Genomic DNA, 11,815 nt, shown 5'->3' on the forward strand with positions numbered 1-11,815 from the left:
CGGTGATCGAAACATGACCGGATACGCTGACTTGAGTGAAGGCAGCGACCTATCGACATTCCGTGTAATCGCCAGTGGACACCAGCAGACAGGAGACCCCTCGTGACCGTCGTCGGGCCGTTCGGGCTGAGCGTGCGGGACCAGGCTCTGGAAGCCGATGTCCAGGCCGGAATGGCGGCTGTCGAGGAAGGGCTGCTCGAGGCCACCAAGAGTGAGGTCCCCTTCATCACGGGAGCCGCCCAGCACCTGGTGCGGGCCGGCGGCAAGAGGTTCCGCCCGCTGCTGGTGATGCTCGCCGCCCAGTTCGGCGACCCCTACGCGCCCGGCGTCGTGCCCTCGGCCGTGGTGGTGGAGCTCACCCACCTGGCCACGCTCTACCACGACGACGTGATGGACGAGGCCGAGGTACGGCGCGGCGTCGACAGCGCGAACGCCCGCTGGGGCAACTCCGTCGCGGTCCTCACCGGCGACTTCCTCTTCGCGCGGGCCTCGCACATCCTGGCCGACCTCGGCCCGGAGGCCGTGCGGGTGCAGGCCGAGGCGTTCGAGCGGCTGGTCACCGGGCAGATCCTGGAGACCGCGGGACCGCAGGACGGCCGCGACCCGGTCGACCACTACCTCGACGTGCTCGGCGGCAAGACCGGCTCGCTGGTCGCCGTCGCCTGCCGGTTCGGCGCGATGATGTCCGGGGCCGAGGAGACGGTCGTGGACGTGCTCACCCAGTACGGCGAGCGGCTCGGCGTCGCCTTCCAGCTCGCCGACGACGTCCTGGACATCGCCTCCGACTCCCACGAGTCCGGCAAGACCCCCGGCACCGACCTGCGCGAGGGCATCGCCACCCTGCCCGTGCTGCGGCTGCGCGAACGGGCGGCCCGGCTGGGCCTCGCCGACGACGTCGCCCTGTGCGAACTGCTCGACTCCGACCTCACCGACGACGCCCGGCACGCCGAGGCGCTGCGGCTGCTGCGCGCCCACCCCGCGCTGGAGCAGGCCCGCCGGGACACCGTGCGCTACGCCGAGGAGGCGCGCGCGGCACTGGCCCCGCTGCGGGAGTGCGAGGCGAAGACGGCACTCGTGCAGCTGTGCGACGCGGTGGTGCACCGCGCGGGCTGAGCCGGCCCGGACTCCTCCGCGACCCCTACGGGGCGGATGAGGAAACCACCCCGCGTGTCATACCGCAGCAGTACGTGGAGTTGCGTCCGGGGTCTGACGAAACCGCCTGCCGGATTTGGTCAGATGGACCACGACGGACAACACCACTTCTCACCGGTTCGGGTGAGAATGGCGGCTCAGGGTGAGACTGGTGCGAGAACACGAGACGAAAAGCCGCCGCCGACCACGGAGGTAGGGCACACATGGCACCGTACGAATCCGACGACACGACGACCGCGGGGGAGGCCGACGAGCCGCGCACGCGACGGCGCAGGGCCGCGCGGTACGTCGTCCCGGTCACGGTGATGGGAGTGGCGGCCGCGACCATCGGGCTCGTCCCCGCGATCGCCAGCTCCGGCGACCCCGACCTGCCGGAGATCACCGCCGCGCAGCTCATAGAGAAGATCGCGAAGTCGGACGTCGAGCAGCTGTCCGGCACCGTGAAGATCACCACGGACCTCGGTCTGCCGGACCTCGGCGGCCTGGAGAGCGGCCTCATGTCCGGCGCCACGGGGCAGGGCGAGGACGGCGGCTCCTCGGCCGACCCGTCCGCCAAGCTCACCGAACTGGCGTCCGGCACGCACACCCTGCGGATCGCGGTCGACGGCCCGGACCGGCAGAAGGTGTCGCTCCTGGAGGACGCCGCCGAGTACAGCCTGATCCACGACGGCGAGGACGTCTGGGGCTACGACAGCGCCTCCAACGAGGTCTACCACGGCACCGTCGACGCCTCCGGCGAGGAGCGGGAGCGGCGGACCCCGGCCACCCCGAAGGACTTCGCCGAGGAGGCGCTGAAGTCGGTCGACGACACCACGTCCGTGACCGTCGACGGCACCGCCCAGGTGGCCGGCCGGGACGCGTACAAGCTGGTCGTCAAGCCCAGGCAGTCCGGCTCGACGGTCGGCGCGATCAGCATCGCCGTCGACCACGAGACCGGCACGCCGCTGAAGTTCACGCTCACCCCGTCGAGCGGCGGCGCGGCCGTCGTGGACGTCGGCTTCACCGAGGTGAGCTTCGACAAGCCGGCCGCGTCGACGTTCGACTTCACCCCGCCCAAGGGCGCCGAGGTGACCGAGGAGGGCGAACCGGAGCACGGCCGGGAGCACGGCCGGAAGCACTCCGGGAAGCCGGAGAGCGCCCCGAAGTCCGAGGAGGACCTGGCCGGGGGCCTCGACGGAGTGAAGACGCTCGGCGAGGGCTGGAACTCCGTCACCGTCTTCGGCGCCGGCGACCAGGGCGTCCTGCCCACCGGCGAGACCGGCGGTGACCTCGACGGCTTCCTCGGCTCGCTCGGCGACCAGGTCAAGGGCGAGTTCGGCACCGGCACGGTGTTCAGCACCCGCCTGGTGAACGCCCTGATCACCGAGGACGGCAAGGTCTACGTGGGCACCGTCACCAAGGACGCGCTCGTGAAGGCGGCCGAGACGGGGAAGTAAGGCCCCGGGACCTTACGACGTGACGACATGACGACGTGACGGGGAACGGGGGAGCCGATGGGCGACACGTCCGCCGAGGAGCCGGACGGCGCGCACCCGGGTGACGGTGTGGTCATCGCCACCCGCGCGCTCACCAAGCGCTACCGCGGCGGACAGCTCGCCGTCGACGGTCTGCACCTGACCGTCCCGGCGGGCAGCGTCTTCGGCTTCCTCGGCCCCAACGGCTCCGGCAAGACCACCACCATCCGCATGCTGATGGGCCTGATCGAGCCGACCTCCGGCACGGCGCACGTCCTGGGGCGCCCCATGCCGCGCTCCGCGCGCGCCGTGCTGCCCCACGTCGGCGCCCTCATCGAGGGCCCGGCCCTGTACGGGTTCCTCTCCGGCCGCGACAACCTCCTGCGCTACGACGCCGCCGACCCGACCGCGGACCCGCGCACCCGGCGCGCCCGCGTCGCCGCCGCACTGGACCGGGTGGGCCTCACGGCCGCCGCCGGCAAGAAGGCGAAGGCGTACTCCCTCGGCATGAAGCAGCGCCTCGGCCTCGCGGCCGCCCTGCTCCAGCCGCGCCGGCTGCTCGTCCTGGACGAGCCGACCAACGGCCTCGATCCACAGGGCATGCGGGAGATCCGCACGCTGGTGCGCGAGCTGGCCTCGGACGGCACCACCGTCTTCCTCTCCTCCCACCTGCTCGACGAGATCGAGCAGGTGTGCACGCACGCCGCCGTGATGGCCCGGGGCCGGCTGATCACCCAGGGCCCGGTCGCCGACCTGGCCGCGGGCGCCCGGGGCCGGCTGGTGGTGACCACACCGGACCCGGCGGACGCGGCCCGGGTGCTCAAGGAGCAGGGGGTCGCCGATGTCGTCGTGGACGGGGAGCGGGTGACCGGCGAGGCGCCCGAGCGCGACCTCGCCGAGGTGAACGCCGCACTTGTCACCGCCGGTGTCCGGGTCCGCGGCTTCGGGGCCGAACGGGCCTCGCTGGAGGACGCGTTCGTGGCGCTGACCGGGGAGGGCTTCGATGTCGCAGGCTGAAACGGCGCGCGGGACGAGCCCGCTGTGGACCCTCGGACTGCTGCGCAGCGAGCTGCTCACCACCTTCCGGCGCTGGCGCACCCTCGCCCTGCTCGGGGTGCTGGCCGCCGTACCGGTCCTGGTCGGCGTCGCCGTACGGATCGAGACCGGTGACGGGTCGTCGGCCGGTGGTGGCGGGGGCGGCGGCGGGGCAGGGCCGGCGTTCATCTCGCAGGTCACCAACAACGGCCTGTTCCTGGTCTTCACCGCGCTCGCCGCCACGCTGCCGTTCTTCCTGCCCATGGCGATCGGGGTCGTCGCGGGCGACGCCGTCGCCGGCGAGGCGAACGCCGGCACCCTGCGCTACCTCCTGGTCGCCCCCGCCGGGCGGAGCCGCCTGCTGCTCACCAAGTACGCGACGGTCATGGCCTTCTGTCTGGTCGCCACCCTCGTGGTCGCCGTCTCGGCGCTGATCACCGGCGCGCTGCTGTTCCCGCTGGGCGACCTCACGACCATCTCGGGCACCCGGATCGGCTTCGGCGAAGGGCTGGCCAGAGCCCTGCTCATCGCGCTGGTCGTCGCCGTGTCACTGATCGGGGTGGCGGCGCTCGGCCTGTTCGTCTCCACGCTGTCCAACAGCGGCATCGCGGCGATGGCGACCACGGTCGGGCTGCTGATCACGGTCCAGATCGTCGACCAGATCCCGCAGCTGCACGCCCTGCACCCCTACCTCTTCTCCCACTACTGGCTGTCCTTCGCCGACCTGATGCGCGAACCGGTCTACTGGGACGACCTGACGAGGAACCTCGGCCTCCAGGCCCTCTACGCGGCCGTCTTCGGCTCGGCGGCCTGGGCACGGTTCACGGCGAAGGACATCACCGCGTAGGAAACGCGCCGGCACGGGCGGGACGGGACGTGCGGCGGTTCGGTCCGTGCGACGGTTCGGTCCGTGGGCGACTCACGGGTGCACTCCGTCCCGCGGGCCGCCGCACCGGCCGGGGAACAGCTCGGCCGGTGCGGCGGCGCCGGTCTCAGCCGGCCTCGTACGGGAAGCGGGCGAGGGGCGCGTCCTGTGCGAAGAACGTCTTGGCCCGCGCCAGCGCCTCCGTGTCCTTCCGTACGTCACCCGGCTTGCTGCCGTTGCCGAGCAGCACCCCGCCGAAGCGCATCCCCAGGTACGCGGCCGAGTTGTTCAGCGTGCCCACCAGCGGGTTGGCGACCTCCGGCTCCTCGTGCGCGAGCGCGGTGACGCCCCACAGGGTGCGCCCCGCCATGGCCGCCTTGAAGTCCAGGCCGGGGGTGCGCAGCCAGCCCGCCCAGTGGTCCAGGTAGCGCTTGGTCTGCGCGGAGACCGAGTACCAGTACAGCGGCGAGGCGATCACGATGTCCGTCGCCGCGAGGGTGGCGTCGAGGAGCAGGGCCGGGCTGCCCTCCGTGGGGCGGACGTGGTCGCTGTCGTGGCGCAGGTCCTCGAAGTCGGGCAGCGGGTGGGCGGCGAGGTCGATCCACTGCTGCTCCACACCCGGGGGCAGCTGTTCGGCGGCCCGGCGGGCCAGCAGCTCGGTGTTGCCCTCGGGGCGGGCACTGCCCAGCACGAAGAGGAAGCGACGGGTCATGATCATTCCCAGATGCTCGGCGTACGGCAATTACAGGCATCTGCATCATATGCACGTGCATCTACATGTCAAAGGGGCGGCATGCCGCGGGCACGGCACGGCCTCACGGGCCGCTCAGCCGGTGGTGGTGCCCCCGCGCCGTTCCGCCTCCGTCGCCACCGCGAGCAGCAGATCCTCCCGGCCGCGCGGCGCGACCAGTTGGAGCCCCGCCGGGCAGCCGTCGGCGCCGAACCCGGCCGGAAGGCTCAGCGCGGGGTGCCCGCTGACGTTGAACGCCCAGGTGAGCGCGGTCGAGTAGACCTCGCCAGGGCCGTCGTGGCCGTGCGGTGCGGTGGGTGCCGTGGGGGTGAGCAGCAGCCCGGCGCCCGCGAACAGGCGGTCCAGGCGCCGGTCGTTCTCCGCCCGGACGCGGTGGGCGTCGGCGAGATCGGCACCGGGGGTGCGCAGGGCGAGCCAGGCCGGGGCGGGGTCGAGGAGCTCCGGCGGTGACGAGGACCGTACGAGCCGCACGACACCGGCGTCGACCAGCCGGTCGACCGCCGCCCGGGCCAGGGCGACGGGTTCCGCGTCGGGGCCGGCGAAGCCGAGGCCGGGGGACCAGCGGGCGGAGACGGGAAAGGCGGCCGGGGTCCCGTCGGCGGAGACGGGAAAGGCGGCCGGGGTCCCGTCGGCGGTGGGCCGCCCCGACACCACCCGCCACCAGGCCGCCGCGTCCGAGGCCGTGCGGGCGAGGACTCCGGGCGCGGCGAGGCCCGTACGGTCGGCCGAGGGAAGACGGCCGCCCGTGACCTTCAGCCCGACGATCCCGCACCACGCCGCCGGGATCCGCACCGACCCCGCGCCGTCACCGCCCGTCGCCAGGGGCACCAGCCCGGCCGCCACCGCCACGGCCGCCCCGGCCGAGGAGCCGCCCGGCGTACGGTCCGCCCGCCACGGGTTGACGGTACGGCCGTGCGCCCCGAGCCCCCAGGTCTGCCAGGGCGTTCCCGGACCGGGCACCGACGTGGCCCCCACGGCGACACCGCCGGCCGTGAGCAGCGGCCCCGCCGCACGCAGCCCGTGCCGTCCCTTGACGGCGACCGGCACCCCGGCCAGCGGCAGCCGCTCCCCGGCGGCGACCCGCGCGTCCACCTCGTCCGCCCGCCGCAGCGCCTCCTCGCCCCACACCTCGAGGAACGCGCACAGCACCGGATCGGCCCGCTCGATCCGCTCCAGCGCCTCGGCGACCACCTCCACGGCCCGCAGCCGCCTCCCGCGCACCGCGCAGGCGATCTCCTCGGCCGAGGAGATCGCCTCGGCCGAGGCGGACGCACGGGAACCGTGTCCCCGGCCGTCCGGCGCACGGACCCCCGAGACCGGCCGCGGTTCCCCCCTCAGGGCATCGCACCCGTCAGGCGGGCCAGGGGTTCCGTCCCGCGGGGCGGCCGGCCGCTCAGGTCACCCAGGCGCCACTCGTCCACCCAGGGCACGCGGTACACGTCGATCACCGACTCGACGCTCCGGAGCCGGTGGGCGAGGGGACGCGGCAACCGTCCCGGCGCGTCCGCCACCAGGACGACGGCGTCCAGACGCAGCCCCTGCGGCGCCTCGCCGCGCCGGACCATGTCCACGGCCGGGACCACGGCGTCCAGACCGGCGGCGTGGGTCCGGGCGACGAGCAGCACCGACGGCGGACCGGCGGGGCCGGGCCAGGCGCGTCCGCTGTCATGACCGCCGTAGACCGCGGCGAGCGTGGAGACGCCCGCGCCGCCGTGCAGGCCGACCCAGGAGAAGCGGCGGGCCGCCGCCCGCGCGGGGGCGGGCTCCGGCGGGGCCGCCTCCGGTACCGCCACCGGCCCTCGGATCCAGATCTCCGGTCCCTGTCCCATGTCCCCTCGCCCGCGTTCCATGTCCCCTCTTCCGCTCGGCACCCCGATTCTCCCGCTCGGCACCTCGATTCTCCTGCTCATCAACCCGGTCCTCATGCCACCGGACAGGGGGAGACCGGCGCGGACGGCCGTTGGGACGAGCCTGTGACAACGCGGTGACGTGAGAAGGGCGAGCGAGCGGACAGACTCGACGGCAGGTGTACGACCCGAATGAGGGAACGATGTCTCGACTCAGCCGCGGGAAGAAGCGGGAACAGCAGCAGGCCGTCCATGCGGCGAACCTTGCGGCAGCGCCGATCGACGTCCGTGTCCCCGTGGGCGGGGCGGACGCGGGCCGGGCGTCGGTCGACGGGGTGACGGTGATCGCGGGGCCCGGCGAGGAGATCCAGCAGGCGGTGCTGAACCGCCTCCACCGCATCGCCGTCGCCTCCGGCCACGCCGTCCGCGCCACCGTGCACGACGAGCGCCTCGGCTACGTCATCCCGCTCCAGGTCGACCCGGACGGCTCCAGCCACTTCACGGCGCGGCCCGCCCCGACGGCACCGGCACAGGGCCGGGAACCGGCGCGGGAGCCCGGTACGGAACGGCCGGCGCACTTCCCGCACCCCGTGACGGAACCGCGTCCGCCGGCGGAGACGACCGCGCGGCCGGAACCCGCGCGGCCGGAACCCGTACGGGAGGACCCCGTGCGGGACGCCACCCCCACCTTCCCCCTGCGCCCCGTCCCCGATCCGGGGGCTCCCCGGGACGCCGTACCGACGTTCCGGCTGCGCGCCGTGCCCGAGTCGGCGGAGATCACGCCGCCCGGCACGGTCGCACCTCCGAGGGGTGAGTTCGGTCCGCCCCCGGTCATGGACGCGAGCCCGCGGCCCCTCCCCGGGACGGACCGGCCCCGGACGCACGAGACCGCACCGCCCCCCGCGCCCGCGCCCGAGCCCGTACTCGATCCCGACCCCAAGCCCACCCCGCCCCGGGGTTTCGACGCCGTGGCGGAGGCGGTGCTCGGTGACGAACCCCTCACCGGCGGCGAGAGCCACCTCGCCGAACCCGTGGCACGGGTCAACGACGCCGTCCGGGAGGGCAGGATCGACGCGGCGGCCCGGCTGGCCGAGGAGACCGTCACGGAGGCCTCGGCCACCCTGGGCCCGGAGCACCCGGAGGTGCTGCGGCTGCGCGAACTCGCCGCGTACGTCGCCTACCTGGCCGGTGAGCCGCTGCGCGCCTTCCGCGTCTCCCTCGACCTCGCCGTGATCTGCCGCCGCGCGGGGGACGCGGAGGCCGCCTACGGCAACGTCCGCAGCGCGGCGACCGCATGGCGCGCGGTGCGCGACCCGCTGCTCGGGCTGGAACTCGGACACGAACTGATCGCCCTGTGGACCGGGCTCACCGCCGAGGACGGCCCCGCCGCAGACGAGATCGAGGAACTGGAGTCCGCCCGCGCCCGCATGGACCGGCTGACCGAACGCGCCCGCACCCGGCAGACCTGAGCGGCCTCGCCGCACCCGGCGGGCTCCCTAGTGCAGGCAGAACTCGTTGCCTTCCGGATCCGCCATCACCCGCCACCCTCCGGAAGGCTCCTCCACCCGCCGCAGCACCCGCGCGCCGAGCTCCTCCAGCCGGGCGAGCTCCTCCTCGCGGCGCCCCGCACCGGGATGCAGGTCGAGGTGGAGCCGGTTCTTGACCGTCTTCTCCTCCGGTACGCGCTGGAACAGCAGCCGCCGTCCACGGCCGGTGCCGCTCTCCTCCTCGTACGGGTCGTCGGGATGCCGTACCGCCGCCAGGTCGCGCCAGGCCCGGCGGCCGTGCGACTCGACGGTCAGTCCGGCCGGGACGGCGCCCGCGTCCAGCAGTCTCCCGATGAGCGCGCTGTTGTCCTCGACCACGTAGTGCAGGGCGGCGGCCCAGAAGTCGGCCTGCGCGTGCGGGTCGGCCGCGTCGATGACGACCTTCCAGTGCACGGGCGTGGGCGGGGTCTGCGTCGGTGTCTGCGTCATACCACCAGTTATAAGAGCGAGCTCTGACAACGCCCGGCTCTACGGCCTGGTTTCCAGCCGGTCCGCCTCGGCCGCGGCGGGCACGCTCCCGGCGCGCACCGCGACGGCGGCCGGCATGCTGTCCCCGGTCGCCCCGGTCGCCCCGGTCGCCCCGGTCGCCCCGGTCGCCCCGGTCGCCCCGGTCGCCCCGGTCGCCCCGGTCGCCCCGGTCGCCCCGGCGAGCGTGCGGGCGGCCCGGTGGGCGGTGCGCAGGGCGTCCCAGGTGAGGAGGGTGAGCGCCAGCCACACCAGGGCGAAACCGGCCCAGCGCTCGGGCGGCATGGCCTCCTTGAAGTAGAGGACGCCGAGCAGGAACTGGAAGACCGGCGCCAGGTACTGCAGCAGGCCCAGCGTGGACAGCGGCACGCGGATCGCGGCGGCACCGAAGCAGACCAGGGGGAGCGCGGTGACGATCCCGGTCGCGGCGAGCAGCGCGGCGTGCCCGGCCCCTTCCGTGGTGAACGTGGAATCACCCCGGGCACCCAGCCACAGCAGGTAGCCGAGAGCGGGCAGGAACTGGATCGCGGTCTCGGCGGCCAGCGACTCGACGCCGCCGAGGTTGACCTTCTTCTTCACCAGCCCGTACGTGGCGAAGGAGAAGGCGAGGCAGAGCGAGATCCACGGCGGCCGGCCGTAACCGACGGTGAGGACGAGCACCGCGGCGGCGCCCACCCCGACCGCCGCCCACTGCACGGGCCGCAGGCGTTCCTTCAGCAGCAGCACACCCATCGCGATCGTGACCAGCGGGTTGATGAAGTAGCCGAGGGAGGCCTCGACGACGTGTCCGGAGTTCACGGACCAGATGTAGACGCCCCAGTTGACGGTGATGACCGCCGCGGCGACCGTGATCAGCGCCAGTTTGCGCGGCTGCCGCAGCAGCTCCCCGAGCCAGGCCCAGCGGCGTATGAGGAGCAGGGCGGCGGCCACGAAGAACAGTGACCAGACCATCCGGTGGGCCAGGATCTCCACCGCTCCGGCGGGCTTGAGCAGGGGCCAGAACAGCGGAACGAGCCCCCACATCCCGTACGCCGCGAAACCGTTCAGCAGTCCTGTGCGCCGCTCTGCGGCCGGCTTCCCGGTCACGGGCCCCTCCTTCATGTCCGACGCGTGTCCTGATCTTCCGCGACGCCCGCACACGCGCGCGGTGCTCGCCGGACGACGGTAACGCCGGACACCCCCGCATGTCATGCCCGTACCGGCATACGGTCATGACGGGCGGGGGTGACGGTCCCGGTGCCCCTCCGGATCAGCCCTTGAGGGCGGCGGCGACGGCCTCGGCGAGCGGGGTGGTCGGGCGGCCGGCCAGCCGGGACAGGTCGCCGCTGTCGACGACCAGTTCGCCCTTCTCGATGGAGGCGTCCACGCCCGCGAGGATCGCGGCCATCGGCTCGGGCAGGCCGGCGCCGGTCAGGATGCCGGTGAGCGCCTCGGGTGTGACCGGGGTGTAGGCGATCTCCCTGCCGGTCTGCCGGCTCAGCTCGGCCGCGTACTCGGCGAAGCTCCACGCCTCGTCGCCGCCCAGCTCGTACGTCTTGTTCTCGTGCCCCTCGCCGGTCAGCACGGCGACGGCGGCGGCCGCGTAGTCGGCCCGCGCGGCGGAGGAGATCCGGCCCTGGCCGGCCGCGGCGACGACCGCGTCGTGGGCGAGCACCGGAGCGAGGTTCTCGGTGTAGTTCTCGTGGTACCAGCCGTTGCGCAGCAGCACGTACGGCACGCCCGAGCCCAGCAGCGCCTCCTCGGTGCCGCGGTGGTCGTCGGCGAGCGCGGCGGTCAGGGAGCCGGGGGCGCTGGTGTACGCGAGCAGGGCGACGCCCGCGGCCTTCGCGGCGTCGATGACGACCCGGTGCTGGCCCACCCGGCCCTTGTCGAACTCGTTGCCGGAGATCAGCAGGACCTTGTCGCCGGACGCGAACAGCCCGTCGAAGGTCTCGGGGGCGTTGTAGTCGGCGACCGCGATCCGGACACCGCGCCCGGCGAGGTCCGCGGCCTTCTCCGCGCTGCGGACGACGGCGGTGACCTGCTCGGCCGGGACCTTCTCCAGCAGCTGTTCCACGACGTGACGGCCGAGGTGTCCGGTGGCGCCGGTGACGACGATGCTCATGGTGCGGAACTCCTGTGGGGGTGCGTGTGCGGGTGTGTCACTCACCCTAGGAGTTACGCTAACTATTGGAAAGTACCCACTTTGAAGTAAGGTACTGGCATGGCGGTAAGTGATGGTGTCCGGTGGACCGACGGCGAGGAGATGTGCCCGCACCGGCTGGTCCTGGAACACGTGACCAGCCGCTGGGGCGTGCTCGTGCTGATCCAGCTCCTGGAGCGCTCGTACCGCTTCAGCGAACTGCGCCGGGCGATCGGCAGGGTCAGCGAGAAGATGCTCACCCAGACCCTCCAGACCCTGGAGCGCGACGGCCTGGTCCACCGCGACGCCAAACCGGTCATCCCGCCCCGCGTCGACTACTCCCTCACCGGTCTGGGCCGCGAGGCGGCCGAGCAGGTGCGCGACCTGGCGCTGTGGACCGAGAAGCGCATGGCCGACGTCCTCGCCGCCCGGCAGGCGTACGACGAGACCCGGGCGCCGTAGGGCACCCGGGCCTCGTCCCGGTCGTCGGTGGGGTTCAGCCCACGACCGTCCAGGTGTCGCCGCCGGCCAGGAGCGCGGTGAGGTCGCCCTTGCCGTGCTGGGCGGTGGCGGTGTC

General features: G+C 73.6%; 12 protein-coding genes. 6 read left to right on the top strand and 6 right to left on the bottom strand.

What is annotated here, in order from left to right; all coding sequences use genetic code 11:
- Positions 1-102: 102 nt before the first annotated feature.
- From ACH5AO_RS24765 to ACH5AO_RS24780, 4 genes are all read left to right on the top strand, one after another.
- Entirely contained in the window at positions 103-1,113 is a 1,011-nt protein-coding gene (locus ACH5AO_RS24765) for a polyprenyl synthetase family protein (RefSeq protein ID WP_398928123.1), read from the top strand.
- A gap of 242 nt (positions 1,114-1,355) precedes the next feature.
- Positions 1,356-2,588 carry an outer membrane lipoprotein carrier protein LolA gene (locus ACH5AO_RS24770; RefSeq protein WP_398928125.1) on the top strand — a complete coding sequence of 411 codons (1,233 nt, stop codon included), beginning with the start codon at positions 1,356-1,358 and terminating at the stop codon, positions 2,586-2,588.
- Between the two features lie 57 nt (positions 2,589-2,645).
- Positions 2,646-3,623, top strand: a complete 978-nt coding sequence (locus ACH5AO_RS24775) for an ATP-binding cassette domain-containing protein (RefSeq protein ID WP_398928127.1) — start codon at positions 2,646-2,648, stop codon at positions 3,621-3,623.
- Positions 3,610-4,488: an ABC transporter permease gene (locus ACH5AO_RS24780; RefSeq protein ID WP_398928129.1), complete on the top strand. Its 879-nt coding sequence runs from the start codon at positions 3,610-3,612 to the stop codon at positions 4,486-4,488. Before ACH5AO_RS24775 ends, ACH5AO_RS24780 begins: the two co-directional genes overlap by 14 nt.
- Positions 4,489-4,633: 145 nt before the next feature.
- Here the strand turns inward: ACH5AO_RS24780 and ACH5AO_RS24785 are convergent, their stop codons facing one another.
- From ACH5AO_RS24785 to ACH5AO_RS24795, 3 genes are all read right to left on the bottom strand, one after another.
- Positions 4,634-5,218 (bottom strand): flavodoxin family protein, encoded by a 585-nt coding sequence (locus ACH5AO_RS24785; protein ID WP_398928150.1) that lies wholly within the window; start codon positions 5,216-5,218, stop codon positions 4,634-4,636.
- Positions 5,219-5,332: 114 nt separating this feature from the next.
- A complete protein-coding gene (locus ACH5AO_RS24790) occupies positions 5,333-6,478 on the bottom strand; it encodes an amidase (protein WP_398928131.1) in 1,146 nt (381 codons plus the stop codon).
- A 113-nt stretch (positions 6,479-6,591) separates the two neighbouring features.
- On the bottom strand, positions 6,592-7,086 hold the full coding sequence (locus ACH5AO_RS24795; RefSeq protein WP_398928133.1) for a DUF6668 family protein: 495 nt from the start codon (positions 7,084-7,086) through the stop codon (positions 6,592-6,594).
- Positions 7,087-7,307: 221 nt separating this feature from the next.
- On the opposite strand from ACH5AO_RS24795, the gene ACH5AO_RS24800 reads away from it, so the two are divergent.
- The gene (locus ACH5AO_RS24800) at positions 7,308-8,573 is read left to right on the top strand and encodes a tetratricopeptide repeat protein (protein WP_398928135.1); all 1,266 of its coding nucleotides are present in this window, start codon (positions 7,308-7,310) and stop codon (positions 8,571-8,573) included.
- A 27-nt stretch (positions 8,574-8,600) separates the two neighbouring features.
- On the opposite strand, the gene ACH5AO_RS24805 is transcribed toward ACH5AO_RS24800, so the two are convergent.
- The 3 genes from ACH5AO_RS24805 to ACH5AO_RS24815 all read right to left on the bottom strand — a co-directional run bounded on the left by ACH5AO_RS24805 (position 8,601) and on the right by ACH5AO_RS24815 (position 11,220).
- A complete protein-coding gene (locus ACH5AO_RS24805; RefSeq protein ID WP_398928137.1) occupies positions 8,601-9,080 on the bottom strand; it encodes a VOC family protein in 480 nt (159 codons plus the stop codon).
- A 39-nt stretch (positions 9,081-9,119) separates the two neighbouring features.
- Complete coding sequence (gene rarD / locus ACH5AO_RS24810) at positions 9,120-10,202, bottom strand: EamA family transporter RarD (RefSeq protein ID WP_398928139.1); 1,083 nt, start codon at positions 10,200-10,202, stop codon at positions 9,120-9,122.
- Positions 10,203-10,365: 163 nt separating this feature from the next.
- On the bottom strand, positions 10,366-11,220 hold the full coding sequence (locus ACH5AO_RS24815; protein WP_398928141.1) for an SDR family oxidoreductase: 855 nt from the start codon (positions 11,218-11,220) through the stop codon (positions 10,366-10,368).
- A gap of 99 nt (positions 11,221-11,319) precedes the next feature.
- On the opposite strand from ACH5AO_RS24815, the gene ACH5AO_RS24820 reads away from it, so the two are divergent.
- Positions 11,320-11,700, top strand: a complete 381-nt coding sequence (locus tag ACH5AO_RS24820) for a winged helix-turn-helix transcriptional regulator (protein WP_391790362.1) — start codon at positions 11,320-11,322, stop codon at positions 11,698-11,700.
- Positions 11,701-11,815: the final 115 nt, after the last annotated feature.

This window comes from Streptomyces sp. NPDC018964 (assembly GCF_044390325.1).
Taxonomy (GTDB): Bacteria; Actinomycetota; Actinomycetes; order Streptomycetales; family Streptomycetaceae; genus Streptomyces.